This window comes from Streptomyces sp. HP-A2021, assembly GCF_022807935.1.
Lineage (GTDB): Bacteria > Actinomycetota > Actinomycetes > Streptomycetales > Streptomycetaceae > Streptomyces > Streptomyces afghaniensis.
In genome coordinates this window covers 2,618,957-2,644,240 of the sequence record NZ_CP094344.1, presented here as the reverse complement: position 1 = coordinate 2,644,240, position 25,284 = coordinate 2,618,957, and the positions used below count along the sequence as shown (strand labels likewise).

The 25,284-nt window shown below is 71.3% G+C and carries 22 protein-coding genes and 1 pseudogene; 8 read left to right on the top strand and 15 right to left on the bottom strand.

Annotated elements, in window-relative coordinates; translation table 11 throughout:
- Nucleotides 1–455: 455 nt before the first annotated feature.
- The 3 genes and pseudogenes from MQE23_RS11990 to MQE23_RS11980 form a co-directional block, all read left to right on the top strand.
- Nucleotides 456–815, top strand: a pseudogene (locus MQE23_RS11990) (transposase); the annotation flags it as partial.
- A gap of 43 nt (nt 816–858) precedes the next feature.
- The gene (locus MQE23_RS11985) at nt 859–1,707 is read left to right on the top strand and encodes a hypothetical protein (protein ID WP_243379150.1); all 849 of its coding nucleotides are present in this window, start codon (nt 859–861) and stop codon (nt 1,705–1,707) included.
- Nucleotides 1,682–2,044, top strand: coding sequence for a hypothetical protein (locus MQE23_RS11980; RefSeq protein ID WP_020277307.1), 363 nt, complete (start codon nt 1,682–1,684; stop codon nt 2,042–2,044). The genes MQE23_RS11985 and MQE23_RS11980 overlap by 26 nt, the downstream gene beginning before the upstream one ends.
- A 56-nt stretch (nt 2,045–2,100) precedes the next feature.
- Here MQE23_RS11980 and MQE23_RS11975 read toward each other — a convergent pair whose 3' ends face one another.
- The 3 genes from MQE23_RS11975 to MQE23_RS11965 form a co-directional block, all read right to left on the bottom strand.
- On the bottom strand, nt 2,101–2,559 hold the full coding sequence (locus MQE23_RS11975) for a hypothetical protein (RefSeq protein WP_243379149.1): 459 nt from the start codon (nt 2,557–2,559) through the stop codon (nt 2,101–2,103).
- 409 nt (nt 2,560–2,968) lie between these two features.
- Nucleotides 2,969–3,499 carry a DnaB-like helicase N-terminal domain-containing protein gene (locus MQE23_RS11970; RefSeq protein WP_347710130.1) on the bottom strand — a complete coding sequence of 177 codons (531 nt, stop codon included), beginning with the start codon at nt 3,497–3,499 and terminating at the stop codon, nt 2,969–2,971.
- A 915-nt stretch (nt 3,500–4,414) separates the two neighbouring features.
- Nucleotides 4,415–4,585 (bottom strand): hypothetical protein, encoded by a 171-nt coding sequence (locus MQE23_RS11965; RefSeq protein WP_020277311.1) that lies wholly within the window; start codon nt 4,583–4,585, stop codon nt 4,415–4,417.
- A 334-nt stretch (nt 4,586–4,919) separates the two neighbouring features.
- On the opposite strand from MQE23_RS11965, the gene MQE23_RS11960 reads away from it, so the two are divergent.
- Nucleotides 4,920–6,104 carry a DUF6183 family protein gene (locus MQE23_RS11960; RefSeq protein ID WP_243379147.1) on the top strand — a complete coding sequence of 395 codons (1,185 nt, stop codon included), beginning with the start codon at nt 4,920–4,922 and terminating at the stop codon, nt 6,102–6,104.
- A gap of 209 nt (nt 6,105–6,313) precedes the next feature.
- Here the strand turns inward: MQE23_RS11960 and MQE23_RS11955 are convergent, their stop codons facing one another.
- Nucleotides 6,314–8,989 carry an AMP-binding protein gene (locus tag MQE23_RS11955; protein WP_243379146.1) on the bottom strand — a complete coding sequence of 892 codons (2,676 nt, stop codon included), beginning with the start codon at nt 8,987–8,989 and terminating at the stop codon, nt 6,314–6,316.
- Between the two features lie 181 nt (nt 8,990–9,170).
- On the opposite strand from MQE23_RS11955, the gene MQE23_RS11950 reads away from it, so the two are divergent.
- The 4 genes from MQE23_RS11950 to MQE23_RS11935 all read left to right on the top strand — a co-directional run bounded on the left by MQE23_RS11950 (nt 9,171) and on the right by MQE23_RS11935 (nt 13,694).
- Entirely contained in the window at nt 9,171–10,217 is a 1,047-nt protein-coding gene (locus MQE23_RS11950; RefSeq protein WP_020277316.1) for an iron ABC transporter substrate-binding protein, read from the top strand.
- A 114-nt stretch (nt 10,218–10,331) separates the two neighbouring features.
- On the top strand, nt 10,332–11,861 hold the full coding sequence (locus MQE23_RS11945; RefSeq protein ID WP_051185755.1) for an iron ABC transporter permease: 1,530 nt from the start codon (nt 10,332–10,334) through the stop codon (nt 11,859–11,861).
- Nucleotides 11,858–12,922 (top strand): ABC transporter ATP-binding protein, encoded by a 1,065-nt coding sequence (locus MQE23_RS11940; RefSeq protein WP_020277318.1) that lies wholly within the window; start codon nt 11,858–11,860, stop codon nt 12,920–12,922. Before MQE23_RS11945 ends, MQE23_RS11940 begins: the two co-directional genes overlap by 4 nt.
- A gap of 97 nt (nt 12,923–13,019) precedes the next feature.
- Nucleotides 13,020–13,694 carry a phosphatase PAP2 family protein gene (locus MQE23_RS11935; RefSeq protein WP_037674029.1) on the top strand — a complete coding sequence of 225 codons (675 nt, stop codon included), beginning with the start codon at nt 13,020–13,022 and terminating at the stop codon, nt 13,692–13,694.
- Between the two features lie 16 nt (nt 13,695–13,710).
- On the opposite strand, the gene MQE23_RS11930 is transcribed toward MQE23_RS11935, so the two are convergent.
- From MQE23_RS11930 to MQE23_RS11880, 11 genes are read right to left on the bottom strand one after another with little or no spacing between them, the layout of a single operon-like run.
- The gene (locus tag MQE23_RS11930; protein ID WP_037674031.1) at nt 13,711–15,054 is read right to left on the bottom strand and encodes a glutamate-1-semialdehyde 2,1-aminomutase; all 1,344 of its coding nucleotides are present in this window, start codon (nt 15,052–15,054) and stop codon (nt 13,711–13,713) included.
- Between the two features lie 8 nt (nt 15,055–15,062).
- Nucleotides 15,063–15,614 carry a dTDP-4-dehydrorhamnose 3,5-epimerase gene (gene rfbC / locus MQE23_RS11925; protein WP_020277321.1) on the bottom strand — a complete coding sequence of 184 codons (552 nt, stop codon included), beginning with the start codon at nt 15,612–15,614 and terminating at the stop codon, nt 15,063–15,065.
- Nucleotides 15,611–16,849: a polysaccharide pyruvyl transferase family protein gene (locus MQE23_RS11920; RefSeq protein ID WP_020277322.1), complete on the bottom strand. Its 1,239-nt coding sequence runs from the start codon at nt 16,847–16,849 to the stop codon at nt 15,611–15,613. The genes rfbC and MQE23_RS11920 overlap by 4 nt, the downstream gene beginning before the upstream one ends.
- Nucleotides 16,846–17,793: a glycosyltransferase family 2 protein gene (locus tag MQE23_RS11915; protein ID WP_243379145.1), complete on the bottom strand. Its 948-nt coding sequence runs from the start codon at nt 17,791–17,793 to the stop codon at nt 16,846–16,848. The genes MQE23_RS11920 and MQE23_RS11915 overlap by 4 nt, the downstream gene beginning before the upstream one ends.
- Nucleotides 17,790–19,088, bottom strand: a complete 1,299-nt coding sequence (locus MQE23_RS11910; protein WP_243379144.1) for a hypothetical protein — start codon at nt 19,086–19,088, stop codon at nt 17,790–17,792. The genes MQE23_RS11915 and MQE23_RS11910 overlap by 4 nt, the downstream gene beginning before the upstream one ends.
- Nucleotides 19,085–20,383 carry a DUF4910 domain-containing protein gene (locus MQE23_RS11905; protein ID WP_243379142.1) on the bottom strand — a complete coding sequence of 433 codons (1,299 nt, stop codon included), beginning with the start codon at nt 20,381–20,383 and terminating at the stop codon, nt 19,085–19,087. Before MQE23_RS11905 ends, MQE23_RS11910 begins: the two co-directional genes overlap by 4 nt.
- Nucleotides 20,380–21,405 (bottom strand): SDR family oxidoreductase, encoded by a 1,026-nt coding sequence (locus MQE23_RS11900; protein WP_243379140.1) that lies wholly within the window; start codon nt 21,403–21,405, stop codon nt 20,380–20,382. The genes MQE23_RS11905 and MQE23_RS11900 overlap by 4 nt, the downstream gene beginning before the upstream one ends.
- Nucleotides 21,406–21,408: 3 nt before the next feature.
- Complete coding sequence (locus MQE23_RS11895) at nt 21,409–22,056, bottom strand: PIG-L deacetylase family protein (protein WP_020270929.1); 648 nt, start codon at nt 22,054–22,056, stop codon at nt 21,409–21,411.
- Entirely contained in the window at nt 22,053–22,847 is a 795-nt protein-coding gene (locus MQE23_RS11890; protein ID WP_020270928.1) for a sugar phosphate nucleotidyltransferase, read from the bottom strand. The genes MQE23_RS11895 and MQE23_RS11890 overlap by 4 nt, the downstream gene beginning before the upstream one ends.
- Nucleotides 22,844–24,079, bottom strand: a complete 1,236-nt coding sequence (locus tag MQE23_RS11885; RefSeq protein ID WP_020270927.1) for a class I SAM-dependent methyltransferase — start codon at nt 24,077–24,079, stop codon at nt 22,844–22,846. Before MQE23_RS11885 ends, MQE23_RS11890 begins: the two co-directional genes overlap by 4 nt.
- Nucleotides 24,076–25,284 (bottom strand): glycosyltransferase, encoded by a 1,209-nt coding sequence (locus tag MQE23_RS11880; RefSeq protein ID WP_243379139.1) that lies wholly within the window; start codon nt 25,282–25,284, stop codon nt 24,076–24,078. Before MQE23_RS11880 ends, MQE23_RS11885 begins: the two co-directional genes overlap by 4 nt.

Genomic DNA, 25,284 nt, shown 5'->3' with positions numbered 1-25,284 from the left:
TGTGGCGTCAGGCCCGTTGTGTCCCTGCTCAGGCGCTCTGATGGCACTCTGTGGGGCGGGTTTGGCCGTATGGGTCTGATCGACAGTGCGCTGCGACGGGCGGTGAGCGGGAACGGCGGTCTGCGGATGGCTGCTCATGAGGGTCAGGCCCGAGCCGTCGAGACGCCGGGCCATCCTGGCTGGCCGAGACGTAGTAGACGAGCAGCTGCTGCTGGAAGCGCTGAGCGAGCGGGCACGCCTCTCACCAGGCCTGAGCCCCTACGGGACACCCGTCTCCGGCCGTATGTGGGCCCTCACCGCGACCGGCGCCACCCCCGCCCCGGTGCTGCAGGTGACCCTGGACGCGGGGCTACGAGCGTCTTTGGACCGCGTGCTGCACGAGCAGTGTCAGCGCGCCCGGCTGGAGCGTTTCGGCTTCATTCCAGTGCACCGCATCCTGCTGTCCGGCCGACCCGGACGCCGGCCATCTGGCCTCCGCGGCGGGGCTGGTGCCAGTTCCGGGGGACTCGGGTCGTCGCACCGGCAACCTGCACCGGCCCAAGCGCTATAGCCGACGTCTACGCAGGGTCTCTTACCTGTCGGCGCAGACCAGCATCATCCGCGAAGGCCCAAACAGGGACTTCTACCTCAAGAAGCGCGGCAGGGCCGCAAGCGCGTGCAGGCCGTTATCGCGCTCGCCCGCCGACGCGCCAGTGTCCTGGTGGGCCCTCCTGCGCGACAACCGAGCTTCGCACCTCTCGCGCCGACCAGGCAATGAGGGTCTGGGAAGACGTGGTGCCCGGGCTGGTGGCCTCACTGCTCATGCCCTTGAGTAGTGCCCAGGCTGACGGCTCTGACTCGCTGAGCATGGAGTCTTACATGCGGCCGGTGAACGCCGAGCCGCTCGACCTCGCCGAACTTCAACAACAGCCGAGCAAGTTACGTGTCCTTTCCAGCGAGGACACCACGCAGGCCGTTCTGCCTCGTGAGACGCTCGGCCAGGCCAAGACCTTCGCTCCGCTCGCCACGGAGGCTTCGGCACGCTACCAGCCTCCGGGTCGTAAGCCGCTTGCCTCCCGAGCGCCGACGGCAGTCAGCTTTCCTGAGCCGCCGCACACGATGACGACTCAGGAGTGCGTTGCGGGACTGGCGACGAAGACGTTCTACATCAAGTCCCGTTACGCGCTGTGCTCTGGTAAACAGTTCGAACAGGTCTGGCTGCGCAACGGGGAGCCGGTCGGCACCAGTCACTTCGATGTTCTTGCCATCGGCACCATTCCGAAGAACAGCAGGACCATCACGGTCACGTACTACTTCACCGACTTCACCGCGGCCAAGGAGAACGGCGCTGCCGCGATGGGCATCACGACGAAGGGCAGCATCACCCATCTCTGGCCGTCCACGGCGGCGTACACGCAGGGCGGCGTTAAGATGCCCTTCACCCGGACATGGAGTCAGTTGCTGGGTGCGGACACGTACAAGCACACGTTGACCGTCGCCGCCGGCCAGGGGTCTGACAGCGCGAAGACCGATCTTATCGCTGCGGTGTATGTGCCGAACATCAGCCTCAAGGCACCGCCCGCCTGGTCATCGCTGCCGATCACGGGCGGCGACTTGTTCATGCTGCCGCCCCGATGGGACAAGGCTCCATACCTGCCTAGCGCAGAAGGCGTTCACCAAGCCGGGGATGACGCAGCCCCCCATGGCGAAGAAGGACGTTCCAGGTAAAAGCCCAGATCCCGCGCTGACGCGCCTGTACTGGGACAACAAACGCCGGGAGCTGAACCGTAACCGCTCTACCTACAACTGCGGGAAGTACTTCGGCAAGGACTACGCGACGTCAGCCGGATACGCGCGGGAATGCGATGAGTACCCGATGGCATCTACGTATGAGGGGTCGGGCCACTCGGACTACGACCCGCTCGCTGAGCCGGGCAACTTCAGTGTCCTGCCCGTGAAGAAGGAGAGCAACAGGGACGCAGAAATCCTGCTCGCGCAGTTCTACGACAAGAACAGGGTTATAGACGGACCGGACGACGGCTTCATGGTCGAGATCACTTCGTAGGCGCCCTTGGCCAGGTGCGGGGGCGGCTCGGGAGATGTGAGCCGCCCCTCAGCAATCTAGGCGTTCGGCCAGAACTGTGCGATGTAGCGCTCGACTCCGTGCACCACACCGTGCTGGGTCTGCGCAGCTGCCGCCTCACGGCCGGTGCACACCACGCGCACCGTCCAGACGCCCGGCCCGTCCGACAATTCGATCGCCTCTGGCATCGGTCCTGCCGCCATCCCCCTGGCGCGCAACTTGCCCGAAGAACAAACGATGCTGGCCAGGGCTGTCTCGTCCCACTCTCCTGCCGGCACGGCCGGCTCCCCGTCCCAGATCTCCACCATCAGGGACGCGGTGTGGGTGTGCCCGGCACTGTAGAAATCAAGGCGCCCAGGGTGAGCAGTGAGGAACGTGTCGCTCTCGAAGCCCTCAGGGAACTGCACAGGAACCTGCGTGTCGTCGAAGTCCTGCAAGGCCCATCCGTTGTAGTCCACATTCACCGGATACTCCTGGCGCCTGATCAGGCTGGCCACGTCACCCACCCCTTGTCGTCGTCTGGTGCGAGGGGCCCCATCATCGTCGATCTTCGGCGGCAAATCACTGCGGAACCAGCCTTTGCACGGCGAGGCGGCGATAGCTGCACAGGCAAGACTTGGGCCTCGGCGCTCTTCGATAGACCATGCAGTCGGCTTGACTCAGTCATTGACACTCCTCGTGATCGATGCGGGCCATGAACAGGGTGTCTTCGTCGAGGGCCTCGAAGCCACGGGCTGTCAGCGCAGCGCGGGCCAGTTCCGTTCGGGGCCGGTGACCGTGGCGGTCATGGCGCTGGCGTGCATGTCGAGGCGGACCTGCGCGCCGGCGGATGGGGGCGTCACGAAGGGGTGCTCATTCTGCCGGTGGCCGGAACCTTCTGGGGCCCGGCCACCGGCGGGTTCCGGGTCAGCGGGAGATGCGGGCGGCGGGGGGAGCCGTGGTCCGCGGCGGGCCGGCCCGGGGCGGTGCCGTGGCTCTGGTTCGTGCGGGCAGCGGTGTCGGGGTCGGTGAGGTGGCGTGGTGCCAGCGGGTGCGCACGGCGGACAGCTCGGCGAGCGCGCGTCGGCTGCCGACGATGAGCTGATACGGGGTGGTTGCCCGGTCGTCGGTGGACGCTTCAATGCGGTGGCCCACTTGACGCGCGGTGGCCAGGAGGAAGCGCTGGAGGATCCGCTCGCCCCAGTATTGAGGGGAACTGGCCGGTGTTCCGAGGAGGGCGGGCGCGATGCCGGGGGTGAGGAGGCCGCGCTGCTGGGCCTCCCACAGGACGGTGACCGGGTGGACGGGGGCACGGCGCCGGGTCAGAGCGGTCAGGCACTGCCACAGCCCGGCGTGCAAGGGGTGCGTGAAGTCGTCGGCGGTCAGCCACGGCATCTGCTCGATGTCAGCGGGGTGCGCCGTCGCGGTCGCGAGAAGCAGCCGCTCCTCGTCGGCCACCTCCTCAGCATCGTCGGGGGTCGCTGCCGGCCCGGGTGCGGGTGTGCGGGGAGCGCAGTAGCGCCGAAACCTCCCATCCCACCGTCGTCTTGCCGACACCAGCTCGTCCTCCGATGAGCAGTACTTCTGCGTGATCCATGGGGGAAGCGTGCCAGCGGGGCGACCACCTCACGCGATCCGATATCGATCCCTGTCGCCTGATCCCAGCCCTGCCCACAAGATCACGATCTACGGCTGGAGTACTAGGAGCCTCTGGCGGCGACTGCCCAGGTCCCGCACGAACCACTGTGGCTGAGGGTGCATTCGAGCGGAGGTGGGCGGTGGCGGGTCGCCCACGCAGTGGCCGAGCGTTTGCTGATTCTCCTTACGCCCGTGACTCCTGTCGCCTCCCCACGCCCCCTGATCTGGCGCTTGCCGGTCAGGGGGCTTCGGCGGTGGCTCCTCGATTCCGCGGCGCTTCGACAGATGAAGGCGGCAACTCGCGCAGTGCCAGCGGCGCGGCCTGCCAGCGCGTAGCCTGCGGTCAGGGCATCGATCGCGCTCCGCGCGCTTGACGCATGGCTGTGGCGATGACGCACGTATGACGCACGAGGCTCTCTGAGACGTCTGCATTCCGCCCTCGAAATCGCTCTGACCTGCATGTTTCTTGGGAGGGGCCAAACTGCACACCTTCCCGATGACGCACCATGTGGAGTGCGTGGCGATTCTTGAACCGGTGGGTAAGGGTTCCTGACCCGGGGTTTGTCGGCTCGTGTCATGTGCGGTGCGTGCGCTGCAGGCGGTGAGGGCGTCCGGTCAGACTAGGGGCGTGTCGAGTGGTCTACTCGATCGGGCACGCAAGGAGCACGCTTGGCCCTATCCCGGCTTCCCGGGTGGAGGCCTTCCCCTCCCGGCCCGATCGAGTTCAGTCCGTCCTCAGGCGGTCGTCTGCGGTTGACGCGCTGATACGGCCTTCACCGCCGAGCCCGAGACGAGCACCGCTGACAGAGCGATCAGGCTGGTCAAGGTGTCCTGGATCTGTGCCGCCGGGGCATAGACGATCACGATGACGATGAGCAGGGCCGCCCAGCCCTTCGGGCGAGCCATTGACAGTACGGAGCGAGTTGGAGCCACAGTCATTGCGGTACCTCCTGGTACTCAGTGCTCGCTCCACCGATCTTGCCGCCAAGGGTGTTCGGTGGTGCGGGCTTCCTGCTTGGACTCATAGTGGCGTCTGTGCCGCCAGGACGTATCTCGAGCGCCCCGGAAAAGGTCAACGGTCCCTCGGACGGGCGATGCTGGAGGGTGTGCCGGTAGCTCGTGCGCCCGGTAGCGCACGCGGGGCCGAGTCTGCATGCGCCTCGGTGGGGTCGTCCTCGTACTTGTCGGTCTCCTTCGTCGCCCGGGACACCCGAGAACCTCTTGCTCGTAGATTCGGCGCGTGAGCCACAACCAAGTGACGACCGGTGACGGCGTTTCCGACCGGCCTCTCTGGGAGCGGCCCGGAGCAGAGTTCAAGCATCTGGCCGAGCTCCGGCCGGAGGAACTGTACGGAGCGGCGGAGCAGTTGTGCCGAGGGGTGTCCGGCGAGGGGCCTGGCGGCGCCCCTGTGGCGGGGGCCGTCAGGCGTATCGCCGAGGCCCTCGCCGATACGTGCTCGCGGGAGTGTGCGACGGTTGCAGTGGACATCGTGAGTCGGCTGCTGCCCCTCGGCGCCACGGATCGTGGGGAAGCCGATCGGTTGCTGCGTTCGGTGGCTGCGAAGCTGGTCAAGGCTCAGCAGCTGCGGGACCTTGAGTCCCTGTTCGGCGAGTTGCCGGACGGGATCCAGGGGCCGGCTGTCGAGCTGCGGGCATGTCTCCTCGGAGAGTTGGCGCTGATCGGCGCAGGGGCCGGTCGGCGCGCCCTGGACGCGTACGCCGAAAGGCTGGGTGAGCTGGGGCACCCGTTGGCTCGGCTGCCCAGGACGCGACTGGACATCGAGCATCGCTTCACGGGTCGTGTCCGGGGACTGGGGCCGGTCAAGACGCCCAATCAGCTTCGGTCGCGTTTCCCGGAGGTTCCCTCGACCGACAGCGGTGCCGTCGCGGGCCGCAGGGCCAGTGACACACGTGACGACGCGCGGGCGAAGGCGGCTGTCCGGCCGTTCACGGCCGGCGGATGGGCCCGTGAGCCCGAGGCGCGGTTCTTCACACTGCCGAGCCCGCTCAGCCCGGACGACTTCGGCATGTCCTTCCTCAAGGAACTGCCCCTGCGCTGTCTGGCAGGCGAAGGCAGGCGCCGGGGCAGCGCGGTTGCCTGCGCGACGACGCCGGACGATGTACTCGACGAGCTGTTCTCGGCGTCGTACCACGGCGGGGTGAATGGCCGGGGACAGGGCGCGGCGTACGCGCGGCTGTATGCCTGGGGGAGTCTGTACGCGCTCATGGGGCTGCCCGCCGACGTGCCGTTCCTGGAGGCGGTGCGGCAGGCCGCGGATCACCGGTGGCTGCGATTCATGGCGTTCACGGACTGGTTCCACCACGACACGTCGGACGTGGCTTTCGCCGTACTCGATCCCACTCACACTCGGGTCGCGGTGCTGGCGGCGACCGATACCGACGTCGACCGTGATGGTCTCGGGTAGCCACGGTGAGGACATGGCTCTCCGGTTCAACGCCGTAGTCAGGCAAGGGGACCGGTCGGGCGAGGCGTGGTGGCGTTCCTCGGCGCCGGCGAGGACGCTGTTCGCCGGAACCTGGAGGGAGCCCGGCGGTTCAGCCTGCACGGCTGGGCGCAGCCCGGCTGAGGGCTCCTGACCTACGAGAGGCTGATGTGCGTGGCGGAGGATCGTGGTCACAGCCACCGGATCGTTCGCGCAGTCCGGGTCACGACCGTCGCGTAGCCCACGCCGATGACCAGGGAGGCGAGCAGAGCGGTGATCGGGAAGTCTTCCTGGAGGTAGGGGTAGACCTGGTAGTGCGTCAGGTAGATGTAGAGGGAACTGCTGGCCAGGACACCCGCGAGCGTGCTGAGCGGGCCGAGGCTGGGCAGGGTCGGCACCCAGATCAGCAGGCCGAGCCCGGCGATCACGAGGGCCGTGCGCAGGGGCTGGTCCTCGAACAGGCCGGGCACGGTGAGCAGCAGGGCCGCGGTCAGCAGCGCCCGTTGCCGCACGGTGTCCGCCCGGGCGGCCGCCCACCCCAGTGCGAAGAGCCAGAAGACCACTGAGGGGCTCAGCTGGGGTCGGACGGACGCCAGGCCGAGCAGGTCGTAGCGGCCGACCAGGCCGATGGCCATGAGGGCCAGCGGCACGCCGAACGCGTACCGTCGCTCCAGCCGGTCCAGCAGCGGTACGGCCATGAGGAGAGTCAGGGCGATCAGGAAGTAGACGAGGGCCTCCACGAACCAGTAGGCCCAGTCGAAGCGATCGTTCCCCTGGTCGAGGAGGGTGTTGAGCAGCAGGGCGTTGGCGGGGTCGTAGAAGTCGGTCAGGAGAACGGCGCCGGTGATCCACACCATGCTCGGCACCGCTATGCGGGCGATGCTGCGCCCAAGGCGCCGTATGCGCTCGCGGCGTGTGGCGTCGGTCAGGAGGAAGCGGGCGAAGTTGTAGCCCGCCACGCCGAGGAGGATGTGGGCGAAGCCCTTGATGTCGAAGATCCGGACGTGTGAGCCGACGATGAGGACGATTCCGGCGGCGCGCAGGACGACGCCGGTTTCCAGGGTGCGGCGGGTTCCCCAGGAGTCGGGGCTGGTCCAGGTGCGCAGTGCGCTTCGGATTCCCCGGTCCCGCCGCGGCACCGACCCGTCCCGTTCGTCCGGCGTCCGGGCCACGGGCGCGGTCAGGGGTCGCAGCTCGCGGATGGTTCTCGTGTGCCAGTCGGCCGGCAGGTGGCCGAGCGACTCCTCCAGGCGCAGGGACATCTCGACGTAGGACAGGGAGTCGCCGCCCAGGCTGACGAAGCTGCTGTCCTCGGTGACGTCGACGCGGTCGAGGATCTCCGCGTAGAGGCAGACCAGATCCTCAGCGGGGTCGGACGCCGCCTCGGCCGCGGGGCGCGTCAGTTGTCGTACGGCCTCGTAGTCGGGCTTGCCCGAGGCCAGGCGGGGGAGTTCGGCCAGGGCGCGGACCCGTACGGCGTGGGGCGGGAGCCCGCAGTCCTGTGCTATCAGCCGCCGGATGCGGCCTTGCGCGCTCGCGTCCCCGAGCGCGGTCACGGCCAGAGTCTCACCGTCCCCCGCGCAGTACGCGGCGACGCCGTGTGCCTCCAGCAGGGCCTCGATGCGCTGCGGGTCGATCCGCAGGCCGAGGATCTTCAGGAAGCGGCTGCGGCGGCCGATGATCTCGTACAGCCCATCGGAAGCGCGGCGGGCGAGGTCCCCGGTGCGCAGCTCCTCGACGGTGCGGCCGAGGGAGAGGTCGGCCGGGCTCTCGGCGTAACCGAGCATCACGTTCGGCCCCGAGTAGACCAGTTCCCCGGCACCCGGACCGTGTCCGTCGACGGGGTCCAGCCGGAACGAGCCGCCGGGTATCGGCACACCGATGGCCTCGGGGCGCTCGGCGGCGAGCTGGGGCGGGAGGTAGGCCATGCGGGCCGTTGCCTCGGTCTGGCCGTACATCACGAACAGCTGCCAGCCCGAACGGCGGCCCAACTCGGCATACCGGGCGACGAGTTCCGGCGCAAGGCGCCCCCCGGCCTGGGTGACGCAGCGCAGGTGCGGCAGGTGCATACGGGCGAACTCGACCCGGTCGAGCAGGTCGAAGGTGTACGGCACTCCTGCCAGCGAGGTGCCGCGGGCGGCGCGGAACTCGTCCCAGAAGGCGGCGTCGGACACCGACCGTTCGGTGAGGACGAGCCCGGCGCCGCGCAGCAGGTGGCTGTGGATGACGGACAGGCCGTAGCAGTAGTGCATGGGCAGCGTGGTGGCGGCCCGGTCGGTGTCGTCGATGCCGAGGTAGGCGGCGATGGATTCGGCGTTGGCCTGGAGGTTGTCGTGGGAGAGCCGTACCAGCTTGGGTGAGCCGGTCGAGCCGGACGTGCTCAGCAGCAGGGCCAGGTCCGGGTGAAGGGTGTGGGCGCTCGTGGGGTGCCGTTCGTCGAGGGTCCAGGTCCCGTCGGTGTGCGGGCGGGCCACGACGTCGGGGGCGTACGCCTCGGTCAATGAGCGGATCGTGCTCTCGCTGTCGCCTGGGACGAGCAGGACGGGGTGGCCGGCGGACAGGGCGGCCAGGTGTGTGACGAGCGCGTCGGTGCGGTTGGCACCGGCCAGCAGCACCAGCCGCCGTACGGGCCCGAGGCGCTCGGCGGTGAGGGCCACCCGCTCGGCCAGCTCGCGATACGACAACTGCCCCTCGGGCGTGATGAGCGCGATGCGGTCACCGTATGCCGCGAGTTCGCGTGCGAACGGCACTGCATTCGGCCGCGGGAGCGGCAGGGCGGGCATGGCCGGGTGGACGGCGGCCCCGGAGGGGCCGGCCGGACGGGGGGCCGGGAGCGGGGCAGGGAGGGGCGTGGAGGAGTGGATCACGGGGGCGCGCCCTTTCCGCGGCAACGTCCGCTTTAGCAACCCTTGACTGTTAGGCAAGGTTTACCTTATTCATAGCAGGGTCGAAAACAAGCCACAGTAACGTCACAGGATCGCTTCGCCCCTGGCTCTCCACCGACAGGACCGGCCGCGTGCAGGCGAGCCCCGCAGGAAGGCACACACCATGCGACGCCCCACGGCTCGTCAGATCACCGCGCTGCTCACGGCCGGTCTGCTGCTTCCCGCCCTCGCCGCATGCGGCTCCGAAGACAAGGACGGTGAGAGTCGGAACGGGGACTCCTCCCTCGTCATCTACTCCGGCCGCAACGAGAAGCTGGTCAAGCCACTTCTGGACAAGCTGGAGGAGGCTGTCGGTACCAAGGTCGAGGTGCGTTACGGCGACAGCGCGGAACTCGCCGCCCAGATCCTTGAGGAGGGCGACCGCACCAAGGCGGGGCTGTTCTTCTCCCAGGACGCCGGCGCGCTGGGCGCCCTGTCCAAGGAAGGCATGCTGCAGAAGCTCCCGCAGACGACTCTCGACGAGGTGGACGACGCCTACCGCGGCTCCGGCGGCGACTGGGTCGGCCTCTCGGGGCGCGTCCGCGTCATCGCCTACAACCCGGACAAGGTGACCGAGGGCAAGGTTCCGGACAGTGTCTTCGACGTCGTCAAGCCGGAGTGGAAGGGCAAGGTCGGGTTCGCGCCCACCAATGCCTCCTTCCAGGCGTTCGTCACCGGCATGCGGGTCCTGAAGGGCGACGACATCACCCGCAAATGGCTCGAGGACCTGAAGGCGAACGGCGCCAAGACGTACGCCCACAACCTGGCGACCCTGGACGCGGTCGAGGCCGGCGAGGTCGAGCTCGGCCTGGTCAACCACTACTACTGGTACGAGCGGGTCGCCGAGAAGGGCGAGGACAACGTCGACGCCGAGCTCAAGTTCCTGCCCGGCAAGGACCCCGGCGCGCTGATCAACGTCGCCGGCGCCGGCATCCTCAAGGACAGCGGGCAGAGCGCGGCGGCGCAGAAGGCGGTGGACTACCTGCTGTCGAAGGAGGCGCAGACCTACTTCGCCGACGAGACCAAGGAGTACCCGCTCGCCGCGGGCGTCACCAGCAAGGTCGAGGGCCTGCCGCCGTTCGAGTCCCTGGTGTCCCCCGACATCGACCTCGGCAAGCTGCAGTCCCTGCAGGAGACGCTGGCCATGCTCCGGGAAGCCGGACTGGTCTAGCCCGCCGTGCCCACATCGCCGTCTTCCGCACGCCCGACCGGAACCCTCGCCGCCGCCCCGGTCGGGCGCGAGCCCCAACACGGGCCGGACAGCGGTCGCAGACGAGGGAGGCGCCTGGCGGGACGATTCGGCACGGCCGGTCGCAGACCGCCCCTGATCCTGCTCGTCCCCGCCTGCGCGGCCGCCCTGTTCGCCCTGCTGCCACTCGGCTATCTCGCCGTCCGCGCCCTGCAACGCGGCCCCGCCTTCGCCTGGGACGTCGTCGCCGACACACGCACCCTGGACCTCCTCGGACGCAGCCTCGGCCTCACCGCCGTGGTGGTGACCGCCTGTCTGCTCCTGGGTGTCTCACTGGCCTGGCTCACCGTCCGCACTCGACTGCCCGGCGGCCGCGCCTGGTCGGTGCTGGCCACGCTGCCGCTCGCCGTGCCCAGCTATGTCGCCGCCTTCGCCTGGCTGTCGGCCGAACCGGGCCTCGCAGGTTTCGGCGGCGCCGCCCTCGCGCTCACGCTGGTCAGCTTCCCGTACGTGTATCTGCCGGCGGCCGCGGCCCTGCGAGGCATCGACCCGGCGCAGGAGGAGGCGGCGCGCTCCCTCGGCCACGGCCCGCTCGGCACATTCCTCCGCGTCACCCTGCCGCAGCTGCGACCGGCCGCGGCGGGCGGCGCCCTCCTCGTCGCGCTGTACGTGCTCTCCGACTTCGGCGCGGTCTCCCTGATGCGGTACGACACCTTCACCCGGGCCATCCACACCTCCTACCGCGCCTCCTTCGACCGCACTCCGGCCGCCGCGCTCAGCGTCGTCCTCGTGGCGATGACGATCGCACTGGTCGCTGCCGAAGCCCGTACGCGCGGCCGGGCCGGCCACGCCAGGACCGGAACGGGCACCGCCCGCCCGGTCGTTCCGGTCGCCCTCGGCCGGTGGCGGCCCTTCGCCCTGCTGTGGTGCGGCACGGTGACGGCCGTCGCCGTCGCCTTCCCGCTGGGCACCCTCGGGTACTGGCTGGCCGTCGGCAGCTCGGCCACCTGGGACCTGGGCGGGCTCGCTCAGACCGCGTGGGCCACGTTCGGGGTCGCGGCGGCGGGCGCGGGTCTCACCACGTTCCTCGCCCTGCCGGTCGGGGTGATCGCCGCCCGGCACCGAGGGCGCGGCGCAGGGCTGCTGGAACAGGCGGCCTACGCCGGCCACGCGCTGCCCGGCATCACGGTCGCCCTCGCGCTGGTCTTCTTCGCCGTGCGCTACGCCTACCCGCTCTACCAGCAACTCCCGCTGCTCGTCGGCGCGTACGCGGTCCTCTTCCTGCCGGTCGCGGTGGCCGCCACCCGGGCGGCCGTTCTCCAGGCGCCGCCCGTCCTGGAGGACGTGGCCCGCTCACTGGGACGACGGCCGTGGCAGGTGCTGCGCGAGGTCACCGTGCCACTGGCCGCACCCGGCGTGGCCGCCGGCGCCGCGCTCACCTTCGTGGTCTGCATGAAGGAACTCCCCGCGACCCTCCTGCTGCGCCCCACCGGCATGGACACCCTCGCCACCCGGCTGTGGACGGAGACCGGCGCGGGATCCTTCGCGGCCGCCGCCCCCTACGCCGCCGCGCTGATCCTGCTGGCCGCCGTCCCCTCGTACCTCCTAGGCAGGCACCGGACATGAACGAACTGCACATAGAAGGGCTCACCAAGTCCTACGGAGCCGGGGAGCCGGTCCTGCGCGGGCTCGCACTCACCGTCCGCGCAGGCGCGTTGGCCGCCGTCCTGGGCCCCTCCGGCTGCGGCAAGACCACCCTGCTGCGGATCGTCGCCGGATTCCTGCACGCCGACGCGGGCACCGTCCGCCTCGGCGACCGCACCCTCGTCGGCCCCGGCGTCCACCTGCCGCCGGAGCGCCGCCGCATCGGCATCGTGCCCCAGGAGGGCGCCCTCTTCCCGCACCTGAACGTCGCCCGCAACGTCGCCTTCGGGCTGACCGGCACCGACCGGGCCGAACGACGACGCCGCACCGAGGAGATGCTGGACCTGGTCGGCCTCGCCGGACACGGCGACCGCATGCCGCACGAACTCTCCGGCGGCCAGCAACAGCGCGTCGCCCTCGCCCGCGCGCTCGCCCCTCGCCCCCAACTCGTGCTCTTGGACGAGCCGTTCAACGCCCTGGACAGCGCGCTGCGGACGGGAGTGCGTTCGGACGTACGGGCCGCGTTGCGGGCGACCGGCGCCACGGCGGTCCTCGTCACCCACGACCAGCAGGAGGCCCTGTCCACCGCCGACCTCGTCGCCGTCGTACGGGACGGCCGGGTCGCCCAGTGCGACACCCCGCAGAACCTCTACCGTCGTCCCGCGGACCCCTGGATCGCCGACTTCGTCGGCGACGCCGTCCTGCTCCGCGGCACCGTCGACGACGACGGCACGGCCGTGACGGCCCTGGGCGCCGTGCCCCTCGCCGACCCTCCTGCCGGCCTGCGCGCCGGCACGGTCCTGCTCCGGCCGGAACAGCTCCACCTGACCGACGTGGACTCCGTGGGCACGGTCAGGGGCACGGTGACCGACGTCTCGTACTACGGCCACGACGCCATGGTCACCGTGACCGTCGAGGGCCACGACACCCCGGTCGGCATCCGGGTCGCGGGTCCCCTGACCGTTCGCCCGGGGGAGAAGACGGGTATCCGCGTCGTGGGCGAAGGCGGCCTTCACGGTGACGACGGTTCACCGCGGGGGTGACTCCGCGATGGCTTGTGGCGCTGCCCGTACTGCTGGTTAGGGTGGGGTGGCAAGCAGGGACTGGCGGGGGCGCGGCAGCGCGGTGGCGGCGGGGGACATGGGACTGCGACACGAACCACTGCCGCGCGAGTCCGCGGTGCTGCCCCCGGCGCTGCGCGCGTCGCTCGGGCTGGTCGCCGCCCTCGCCGCGGTGGTGGTCGTCGTGCTCGGGGTTCTGTTCGCCGGGCACAGTGAGCCCGGCAGGGTGGACAGGTGGATCGTCCAGCCGACGGCGGACAGTGTGGGGCCGCCCTGGCGGCACGTCGCTCTGGCCACGGACTTCCTGGGGGAACCCGTGGGAGCGGCGACGTTGGTCTTCGCCGGCGTGACGGGGTGCCTGCTGCTTCGGTGTCCTCGTGCGGCGGTGCTCGTCGTTGTCGGCACCGGCGTGACCGTGGGGACGACCACACTGCTCAAGTCCGTGGTGGGACGCACCATCCACGGCGACGGCAACCTCTCCTATCCGAGCGGGCACACCGCCTTCCTCACCGCGTTCGCCCTCACGGTGGCGCTGCTCGCGTCCCGCCGGCTCGGTCTCGGCAGGACGGCCGGCACGGCACTCGTGCTCGCCGCGGCGCTGGTCGCCGGCGCCGCCATGGGCTGGGCGCAGGTCGCCCTGGGCGCGCACTACCCGACCGACGTCCTCGGCGGCTGGTTCACCGCGCTGGCGGTGGTACCGGCGACCGCGTGGCTGGTCGATCAGGTGGCCGACCCCCGTCCGGCTGTGGCCTAGCTGACGTCACGTCACGTCATGCCAGGCGGCGGAACACGGGCTTCACCGGGCGTCCGGCCAGCCATGGGGTGGGGTCGGCGGCGTCCAGTGCCTTTCGGTACACCGCACACGCCTGGGCCACCACGTCGACGGTGTGGTCGATGTCGGCGTCGCTGAGCGCGCTGCTCACCACGAACGACGGGGCCAGCACCCCGCCCGCGAGGAGCCGGCGCAGGAACAGGGTGCGGTACTGCTGCGACGGCTGCCCGGTCTCGTCCAGGGTGGCAAAGACCAGGTTGCTGGCCCGGCCCCGGACCACGATGTGGTCGCCGACGCCCATGCCGGCCGCGGCGTCGCGGACACCGGCGGCCAGCCGCTCGCCGAGGGCGTGCAGCCGCGCGGTGATGCCCTCCTCGGAGTAAGTGGTCTGCACGGCCATCGCGGCCGCCAGGGAATGCGTTTCCGCACCGTGCGTGGTGGACAGCAGGAACACCCGGTCGCCGGAGTGCCGCAGGCCGCCGAGTTCCATCAGGTCGCGGCGCCCGGCCAGCGCGGAGACGGCGAAGCCGTTGCCCAGCGCCTTGCCGAACGTGGAGAGGTCGGGGACGACGCCGTACAGGCCCTGGGCGCCCGCCTCGGACCAGCGGAAGCCGGTGATCATCTCGTCGAAGATCAGTACGCAGCCGTGCCGGTCGGCCAGCTCGCGCAGACCGGCGAGGTACCCGGGCGGCGGCTCGGTGTGGGTGGCGGGTTCGAGGATCAGGCAGGCAACCTCGTTCGGGTGGCGGGTGAGCAGCTCCTCCGTGGCGGCCAAGTCCCCGTAGGGAAACGCCATGGTGAGGTCGGTGGTCGCCTCCGGAATGCCCGCGGACATCGGCGTGGTGCCGATGAACCAGTCGTCGACCGAGAAGAACGGATGGTCGGCGCAGAGGGCCACCCGCGGGCGGCCCGTCGCGGCGCGGGCGAGTCGCACCGCGGCGGTGGTGGCGTCGGAGCCGTTCTTCGCGAACTTCACCATCTCGGCGGTCGGCACCGTGGCCAGGAAGCGTTCCGCGGCCTCGACTTCGACGATGGACGGCCGGACGAAGTTGGAGCCGCGGTCGAGTTCCCGCCGCACCGCCTCGATCACGCGGGGGTGGGCGTGGCCGAGGCTGACCGAGCGCAGGCCGGAGCCGTACTCGACGTAGCGGTTGCCGTCGATGTCCCACACGTGCGCACCGCGGCCGTGGCTGATGACCGGGGCCAGGTTCTCGGGGTACTGGTCGTCGCCCTTGGCGTAGGTGTGCGCGCCCCCGGGGATCAGGGCGTGCAGCCGCTCGTTCGCCGTCCGCGACCGGGGCAGGGCGAACTCCTCGGTCCCCTCGGTGTGTTCGGTGTCCACGCCGGTCCTCACTTCTCGCTGTGCTTCAGGACCTCGGCGAGGCTCGGCGCCTCCCGGTCCCGCTGGGACATCGATGTGACCGGCAGCGGCCAGGGAATGGCGAGCTCCGGGTCGTCGTAGGCGATCGTCACGTCCTCGGCCGGATCGTGCGGGCGGTCGATCCGGTACGAGGTGTCGGCGGTTTCGGTCAGCGCCTGGAAGCCGTGCGCGCAGCCCGCCGGGATGTACAGGGTCGCCTGCGTGTCGCCGGACAGCTCGAAGAAGGCCCGGCCCAGGTAGGTCGGCGAGTCCGGTCGCAGGTCCACGACGACGTCGAAGATCCTTCCGTACGAGCACCGCACCAGCTTGGCCTCGCCGGCGCCGGAGCGCAGGTGCAGGCCGCGCAGCACGCCCCGGACCGAGCGGGACAGGCTGTCCTGGACGAAGGCGTCCGGGTCGAGGCCGGCCGAGCGGACCACGTCGGCGTCGAAGGTGCGGCAGAAGAAGCCGCGCTCGTCGGCGTACGGCGTCGGCTCGAACAGGTACGCGCCGGCGATCTCCGGGACTTCGGTCGCCTTCATCGAGCCTCCCGATACGTGTGGGTGTGGGCGTGGGTGTGGTCGGGCGCCGGGAACAGGGCCGCGGTCAGGGCGGTGAACTGGTCCTCGAGTTGCCGGGCGGTGGTCTGGTTCCGCTCGGTGAGGATCCGTCGCAGTTCCGCCGATCGCTTCTCCAGCGCCCGGAATTGTTCGAGCAGCCGGTCGGCGTCGACCTCGCGCGCCGGGTGGCGGTAGGCGCCGAGGCCCATCCGGTCCATGAGCGCGTCGCTCTTCGCCGCATAGCTGAGGGCGAGTGTCGGCGTTCCGGCCTTCAGGGCGCAGACCAGGTTGTGGTACCGGGTCGCCACCACGGTGTCGGCAGCGGCCGTCTCCGTCATCAGGTCGGCCAGCGAGGCGGCCTCGGCGGCGGTGACCAGCGGGGAGTCCACCGCGTCGAGGATCGCCGCGACCACCGGCGCATCGCACTCGTCGCCGGTGAGCAGCCGGACCGGCCTGCCGTCCGCCACCAGCGCGCGGACGAAGCGGGTCACCCCGTCGAGGTAGCGCCGGTGGATCTCCTCGGCCCGGGCGCGGTCGTCGTTGCCGCCGTGGAAGGCCATGACGCCTACGCAGACCGGGCCCGGCGGGTCCGGGGGGCCCGAGGGCGCGCTCGCCGGCGGCGTCGGCAGGGCGAAGGCGAGGTCCGGGTAGACCTCGTCGCGCGCGGTGTCCACGCCCATCGCCCGCATCGCGTCGCGGGACAGGGCGTCCCGGTACGAGCGGTACGCGGCCAGCCGCGCCGACCAGCGCACCAGGGCCCGGGTCGGCCGGTCGCCGATCGCGTCCGCGCCGACGCCGACCAGCGCCACCCGGGTGCGCAGCAGCCGGCCACTCGCGCAGAGCAGGAACAGCGAGTACGGGAACCCCCACGGCCGCAGCGGCAGCGTTGCCTCCAGGACGCCCATGCCCGGCACGATCACCACGTCGTGCCGGCGTACCCAGGCAGCGGTGCGGAAGGCGTCGACGAGTTTGCCCAGACCCTTCGCTGCGATCGCGCCCGCACGCGACGCGGTCCTGTACTCCCCGCGGTACCAGTGCAGCCGCGTCGCGGGGATCCCGTACCGAGCCGCGACGACCTCGGGCCCGCCGCACAGCGCGTCCACGACGGCCTCCGGGTGTTCGGCGCGGAGGTACCCGAGCACGGCCTCCAGCGACCCGTCGTTGCCGAGGTTGCCGGAGCCGAGCAGGCCGAACACCCCCACCCGCACGGGGGTCATGCCCGCCTCCTCTCACGGCCGGCGACGAGGGCGTCGACGGAGACGGTGAGCCGGTCCGGGTCGATGGGGGCGCGGTCCTCGACCCGCTCGCCGGCGCCCGGCCGGACCCGGCTGGTCATCCACGCGGCCAGGTGGCGGTAGCACGCGCGCCGGTCCGCCGGGGACAACGGCGCCCGCCGGATCGCCGAGGCGAAGCCCCAGACGTACTCGGCGAGCAGCCGGGGCGTCGGGTGCAGTGGTCCGGCCCGGCGCGGGTCCAGGTTGACGCACCGGGAGCGCTTGGACGGGTTCGCCCGCTCGGCGCGGGTGGGGTGGTCGCGGCGGAAGTACAGCAGCTCCGGCACCTGGTGGAAGGGCCCGTGCAGGGTGATCTCGGCGACGAACGTGCGGTCGGCGTGGTGGTAGCTGTCGTGCGGCTTCACCCGGCGCAGCACGTCGGCCCGCATCACCCCGTAGAAGTCGTCGCCGCCGGGTTCGAACAGCAGGCTGCGGAAGCGCTCCGGCGCGTGCGGCGAGTCGGTGGCGAGACCGTACTCGTACGGGACCTTCACCTGGCCGTCGCCGTCGATGACCGCCTGGCCGCTGTGCGCGAGGATCACGTCCGGCCGCTCGTCCAGCGCCTCGACGCAGCGCCGCAGCAGGTCCCGGGCGTACAGGTCGTCGTGCGAGGCCCACTTGAACAGCTCGCCGCGGCACTCGGTGAAGACGTGGTTGTGGTTCGGCGCGGCGCCGATGTTCCGGGTCAGCCGGATGTACCGGATGCGCGAGTCCTGAGCCGCGTACTTGCGGCAGATGTCCCGGGTGCCGTCGGTCGAGGCGTTGTCGGAGACGACCAGCTCGAAGTCCTCGTAGGTCTGGCCGAGCAGGGCGTCGAGCGCCTCGGCGAGGTACTCCTCGCCGTTGTACACGGGCAGGCCGATGCTCAGCCGGGGGTGGGCGGTCATGGCGTCCTCACTTCGCGGATCGGGTCTTGGTGGTGTTCGCGCCGGGCGGAGCGCAGGTGCAGCCACCACACGCCCGAGCTGCCGACGGTCGCGGCGGCGACGCCCCAGGCCGAGCCGGCCGTGCCGGCCACGGCCGCCCCGCCGAGCCCGCCGCCGACATAGCAGGCGGAGGCGAACAGCTGGCAGCGCAGGCTGTGCCGGGCCGCGCCGAGCGCGCGCAGCCCGGCCGCCGCGCCGGTGCCGAGGCCGGCGCCCGCGACGCCGAGGGTGACCGGCACGATGAGCGCCGCGGCGGAGTGCCAGACGCCGCCGAGCACCAGCTCGCCGAGCCGGTCCGGCACCAGCAGCAGCGACCCGCCCCAGAGCAGCGCGGCGGCGGCCTGCCCGCCGCCCAGCAGGAGGCAGAACGTGCCGAGGCGGTGCGGCGCCTGCCGCAGCACTCGAGCCGCCTCGGGGACAGTGACCAGCGACAGCCCCATCAGCACGGCGAGGAACGGGCCGAGGAGGAGCTCGGCGCCCCGCACCGCACCCACGGCGCCGATCCCGACGATCGCGCCGAGCCCGTATGCCCGCAGCTGGCTCGCGCCGCTGAGGCTGACGTTCTCGACCAGGTACCGGTAGCCGAGATCGCGCTGCTCGCGAAGCCACCCGCGCGCCCCGGTCATCCGGGGCCGGATGCCGGACTGGAGGCAGCCGTACCCGGCGGCCACCGCGGCGGACGCGCCCCAGGCGAGCACGAAAGCCCCGACGCTGCCGACGCGGGCCGCCACCACCATGGCCGGGACGAGCGCGACGCCCCACACGAGGTCGTTGACGAACGCCTTCCGCCCGGCGCCGGCGGCGAAGAACGAGAACCGCCAGGCATCCTGCAGCAACAGCCCCGGCAGTACGACGCCGAGGCAGGCGAACGCGGCCCCCACGCTGCCGCCGAGAGCCGGCCCGGCCACCAGACACGCCGCGCCGAGGGCGGCACCGACGCCGAGCGCGGTACCCGACGACCGGGCCACCGCCGCGCGCCAGGAGGCGTCCGGCACGCCGCTGAAGCGCACCACGAGCGGGTCGGTGGCCAGCCCGCGCGAGACGTTGAGCACCACGCCGTAGGTCACCCAGGCCAGGCTGAACACGCCGAACGCGGTCACCCCCAGCGAGCGGGCCACGTAGATCCCCACCGCGAAGTTGGTCATGCTGGAGGCCGCCTGGTCGGCCAGTCCCCAGGACAGCCGGCCGACGAGGGCCCGCCGGGCGGATCCGGCCGGTCTCGTCGTCTTCGCCCTCTCGGTGGTCATCGGCGTCATGCCTTGATCAGCCCGGCGCCGTGCAGGGCGTCGGCAGCGGCGGCGACGGTGTCGAACGGCAGCCCGGACCGCTCGGCGACGTCCAGCAGACTGTGCTCGCCGTCGGAGAGGTTGAGCACCCAGAGCATGGCCATCTGGGCCTGCTTGGTGTCGCTGCGGCCGCCGAGCGCGTCGTACAGCCCGCGCCGGCCCAGCTGCGGTTCGCCGTAGGGGCTGAGGTTGACGTACTGCCGGTTGCGGTCGAGGACGGCGAACGCCTCACGGCAGACGGCGAGGGTGTCCGCCATCGCCTCCCGGGAGACGAAGTCCAGGTTGTCCGCCGAGGTGTGGTACTCGGGGTAGCCGGCGTACGGGGTCCGGGTGAGCGAGCCCACGCCGAGATTGAACCCGGGCGAGCAGAACTGCCGCTCGTCGTAGCCGTACGGAGTGAACTCGGTGACGCGGTGCGGGCGTTCGGAGGCGGCCAGCACATGCCGCATCACCCGGTCGATCTCGGCGTCGCCGCGTCTGCTCTGCTTGTACGTCAGCGAGCCCGGGTCACCGGCGCAGGCCAGCACCAGCCCGTGCTTGACCCGGTCCACCCGCTCCGCGTTGCGCGCGAGCCAGGTGATCGCCCCGATGGTGCCGGGCGCGAAGATGAACCGGTAGGTGTAGTACGGCGTCTGCTCCGCCAGCGCCCGGGCCAGGAACGTCGCCACCGCGATGCCGGCCAGGTTGTCGTTGGCCAGCGACGGGTGGCAGACGTGGCAGGAGACGATCACCTCGTCGGGGACCTGCCCGGGGACCATGTGCTCGGCGTAGGTGAGGTGGCCGTCGGCGAGGGTGGAGTCGATGCGGACCTCGTACTCGCCGTCCGGCATCGCGTCCAGGGTCTCCTGGGCCAGGCAGAAGCCCCATTCCGGCTGGTAGTAGCTGGTGCGGTACGGCACCCAGGACGGGTGGTCCGGCAGGGTGTGCAGGTGTGCGCGCAGGTCGGCCAGCGGCATGGTCGCCGACACCGGCACGCTGTAGCCGAGCACGTGCAGGCTGGACGCGGCGAAGTCGACGATCCGGTTGCCGTCGGTGTCGGCGATGTACGCGTCCCGGATGTTCCACTCCTGCGGCACCGTCCAGTCGAGCACCTGGGTCCCGGTCGGCACCTCGTGCACCTGCAGCGGGATGTGCTCCCCGACGATGTCCAGGGTGGCGCGCACACCGTCGCCGGTGATGCTCCGGCACAGCGGGTACAACCGCTCCACCAGGGCGTACATCTCGTCCCCGGGCGCGGTCGCCGGCCGTTCGCCGGCCGCGGTCATCCGCGCCACCGCAGGGTGTCGTCCACGGCACCGGCGTCGGACGCCGAGCGCAGCACGGCAAGCCGGGTGAAGCGGCCCTCGAAGTCCTCCCGGGTCAGCCCGTGTTTCCGGTAGGCGTCCGCGAGTTCGAGCGCGCCCTGCTTCACCGTCCACTCGCAGTCGAAGCCGGGGATCGCGGTGCGGAACCGGGAGAAGTCGACCCGGTACGAGCGTGGGTCGGCACCGGTCTCCCCGGTGATCACCACCTTGGATCCGGGTACCGCCTCGGCGACCTGCTCGGCGATCTCGGCGACCGTGACGTTGTTGATCTCGCTGCCGATGTTGAACGCCCGGTCGTGCACCGCGTCCCGCGGCGCGGTCAGCGCGGCCGTGAAGGCCCGGGCGATGTCGGCGGCGTGCACCAGCGGGCGCCAGGGCGTGCCGTCGGAGAGCACCAGGACCTCGCCGGACAGGAGCGCGTGACCCACCAGGTTGTTCAGCACGATGTCGGCGCGCAGCCGGGGTGAGTGGCCGAAGGCGGTGGCGTTGCGCATGAACACGGGGGTGAAGTCGCCGTCGGCCAGCGCGTGCAGGTCGTCCTCCACCCGCACCTTGGACTCCGCGTAGGGCGTCACCGGGCGCAGCGGGGCGTCCTCGCCCACCAGGTCGTCGCCGCCGGCGGCACCGTAGACCGAGCAGGTCGACGCGTAGAGGAAGCGCCGCACTCCGGCGTCGCGGGCCAGCCGGGCCAGCCGTACGGACGCGTGGTGGTTGATGTCGTAGGTGAGCTCCGGTGCCAGCGATCCCAGCGGGTCGTTGGAGAGCGCGGCAAGGTGGATCACGGCGTCGACGCCGGCCACGTGTTCCGCTGTGACGTCACGCAGGTCGACCCGGTGCCCCTGCGGGTCGGCGGGCGTCGGGCCGAGGACGCAGTCGGCGAACAGGCCGGCGTCGAGGCCGACGACCTCGTGCCCGGCGGCCGTCAGGACCGGGGCCATCACGGTGCCCAGGTATCCCTGGTGTCCGGTCAGCAGTACGCGCATGGTTCATCCCCCCAGGTGGAGCGTGAGTTTGGTGACGGCGAACGCCTCGGCGTAGCGCGCGTGGCATTCGATACCGCGGATCCGGGCCAGGCCGAGGAAGGCCTCCCGGTCGTACCAGGGCCGGTGCCGCTGCGAGGGGTAGTGCTCCTGCAGCAGCCGCACCTTCTCTTCGGCGATCTCCGGCGTCAGCGGCTGGTACGCCGCCATACGGCCGAGATCGCCGTCCCACTTGACGATCTCGTAGCCGAGCACGAGGTGGTCGCGGAACGCGGTCGGCATCAGCTGCGCCAGGCCGCGGTGGTCCTGGTGCGCGTCGTCGGTGCGCGGGGCCAGGATGAGATCCGGGTCGGTCTGGCCGCGCAGTTCCTCGACCGCGGCCTTGGCCTCGTCCCAGTGCACGGGCAACCGCCCGTCCGGCAGCTTGTGCACGGTCAGCCGCAGGTCGGCGCCCGGGCAGAAGGCGGCGAGCGCGGCCTGCTCCTCCTGCTCCCGCTCGCTGCCGCCGCCGGAGAGCACCAGTGCGTCGACGCGGACCCCCGGCCGCGCGCGGCACAGCGTCAGCAGCGTGCCGCCGGCGCCGATGGCGATGTCGTCGCAGTGCGCGCCCACCGCGACGATCCGGTCCAGGCGCCCGGCGCCGAGCCGGATCACGCGCTCACCGCCGCGCTGTCCTTTTCCCACACGGCCCACGGGCGGTCGCCGCGGGCGTAGGCCTCGTCGAGCGCGGCCCGCTCCTTCACGGTGTCGGTCGGCTTCCAGAAGCCGCGGTGCTGGTGCGCCACCAGCCGGCCCCGCTTGGCCAGTTGGGCGCATCCGTCGGCGACCAGGTCCCCGCCCTCCGGGATGTGGTCGAAGACCTCCTGGCGGAGCACGAAGTAGCCGCCGTTCTCCCACAGCGGCAGTTCGCTCACCGCGGTGATGCCGCCCACCAGGCCGTCCTCGCCCAGCTCCACGCAGTGGAACGACGACTGCGGCGGCACCACCATCATCGACGCACCCGCGTCGCGCCGGGCGAACCGGTCGATCATCTCCGGCAGCGGGGCGTCGGTGAGCACGTCGGCGTAGTTGGCGAGGAACATCTCGTCGCCGTCCAGGTGGTGCCGCACCCGGCGCAGCCGCTCTCCGATCGGTGACTCGATGCCGGTCTGCGCGAACGTGATCGTCCAGTCCGAGATGTCGGTGGACAGCAGCTCGGTCCGCCCGCCTCTCAGCACGAAGTCGTTGGACGTCGTCTCCTCGTAGTTGAGGAAGAAGTCCTTGATGTGGTGGGCCCCGTACCCGAGGCACAGGATGAACTCCGTGTGCCCGAAGTGCGCGTAGTAGCGCATGACGTGCCAGATCAGCGGTCTCGGCCCGACCATCGCCATGGGCTTGGGCACGTCGTCGGAGGTTCCGTTGCGCATCCGCATGCCGTAACCGCCGCAGAACAGAACGACCTTCATGCCTTGACCTCGACAATGCTCAGTTCCGGTATGGGAAAGACCAGCCGGCCGCCCCAGTCGCCCACGTAGGACAGCTGCTCGACCAGCTCGGCCCGCAGGTTCCACGGCAGGACGAGGACGTAGTCCGGCTTGTCGGCGGCGATCTGCTCGGGCGGCAGGATCGGGATGCGGGTGCCCGGGGTGAACCTGCCGTGCTTGTAGGGGTTGCGGTCGACCGTGTACGCGAGCAGGTCGGGCCGGATGCCGCAGTGGTTGAGCAGGGTGTTGCCCTTGCCCGGGGCTCCGTAGCCGACGACCGTCTCGCCGCGCTCGGCCGCCTCGATGAGGAACTGGAGGAGGTCCCGGCGCACCTTGGCCACCCGGGCGGAGAACTCGGTGTACCCGGACAGCTCCTGCAGGCCGGCGGCCTTCTCCCGGGCCAGCACGTCGGCCACCTGCCCGCTCGGTTCGCCCGCCACCTCGGCCGGCCGGGCCCACAGCCGGACGGAGCCGCCGTGCGTGGGCAGCAGCTCGACGTCCACGAGCGCGAGTCCGCCGCTCGCCAGGGCCCGGATCGCGGCGGCGACCGTGTAGTACTGGAAGTGCTCGTGGTAGATCGTGTCGTACTGGTTCTCCTCGATCAGGGTCAGCAGGTGCTGCACCTCGATGGAGACCCAGCCGTCGTCGGCGACCAGGGCGCGCAGCCCCTGGGTGAACCCGACCACGTCGGGGATGTGCGCGTACACGTTGTTGGCCACGACCAGGTCCGCCGGGCCGTGTTCGGCACGGACGGCCGAGCCGGTGTCCGGGCTCAGGAACTCCGTGAGCGTGGGCACGCCCGCCTCGCGCGCCGTGGCGCCGACGTTCACCGACGGCTCGATGCCGAGGCAGCGGATCCCCCGGTCCACCACGTGCCTCAGCAGGTACCCGTCGTTGCTCGCGACCTCGACCACGAAGGCGTCGGGGCCGAGAGCAAGGCGCTGTACGGCGTCGGTGACGAACGTGCGCGCGTGTTCCACCCAGGAGGTCGAGTAGGAGGAGAAGTACGCGTACTCCTTGAACGTCTCCTCCGGTGTGATCAGCGGCGGGATCTGCGCGAGCCAGCAGTCGGTGCAGACCCGCAGGTGCAGCGGGTACGCCGGTTCCGGCTCGTCCAGTTGGTCCGCGGCGAGAAAGCTCTCACACGGTGGCGTGGCCCCCAGGTCGACGACGCTCGCCAGCGTCGCCGAGCCGCACAGTCGGCATCGTGTCATCTACTGCCCCCCATTGATTCCGTCCGACCCGCTATCGCGGTGCGGTACTCGTCCACCAGGCGCTCCAGGCCGACGGCCGGGCTGAACCCCTGCTCGTAACGGCGCCGGGCGGCCTGGCCCATCTCCCGGTTGCGGTCCGGCTCGGCCGCGATCCGGCGTGTGCGGGACGCGAGCGAGGCCGCGTCGCCCGGCTGGTGCAGCAGCCCGGTCACACCGTCCTCGACAAGTTCGACGAAGGCGCCGTGACCGGCGGCGACGACCGGGACCCCGGCCGCCATCGCCTCCACGACCACCAGGCCGAACGCCTCCAGCCACGTCGAGGGAGCCAGCACGGCGACCGACCGCGCGACGGCCTTCCGGCACTCCGCCGGGTCCAGCAGACCGACATGGCGCACGTCGTCCCGGCCCGCCGCCCAGGCGGTCACCTCGCGCTCCAGTGGCCCCGCACCGGCGATCACGAGCGGTACGCCCACACCGCCGGTCGCGGCGATCTCGTCCCACGCGGCCATGAGCAGCCGCACCCCCTTGGCCTCCGCGAGCCGGCCGAGATAGAGCAGATGCTCGCCCGCGCCCGCCCGGCGAGCGTCCGGGTCGGGCACGAAGTTGTGCTTCACCGCCAGCCGCTCGGCCGGCATGCCGGACCGCACCAGGACGTCGCGCTGCGCCGCGGAGATGCAGAAGAACCGCTCCACGCCGGACCACCACCGCCGCCGGTTGACCGACAGGCTGACCGCGAGCGGCACCGTCGCCAGGCGGGAGTTCCGGTAGCAGCCGTGCCGGACGGCGGGCAGCGGCGTCGACCCGACGCACTCGGTGCACGGGCGGCCGTCCCGCTGCAGCGTGCCGGGCGGGCAGACCTGGGTGTAGTTGTGCAGCGTGGCGACGGCGGGCACCCCGGCGTCGGCGCAGGCGGCCAGCACCGCCGGCGACAGGAGCGGGAAGACGTTGTGGACGTGCACCACGTCCGGCCGCTCGGTGCGGAGCCGGGCGGCGAGCTCCGCCCGGACCGCCGGGTTCCACGGCACGAGGAGCGGCACCGCGGCCTTGCCGAGCAGGGACCGGACGGCGATGTCGTCGCTGCGCCGCTCGAACACCTCGACCCGGTGGCCGGCCCCGCGCAGCAGCGCCACCTCCTGGTCGACGACCTTGTTCTCCCCGCTCGGCTGCGCCGAGGCGTAGCGGTTGTGCACCACGAGGACGTGCAT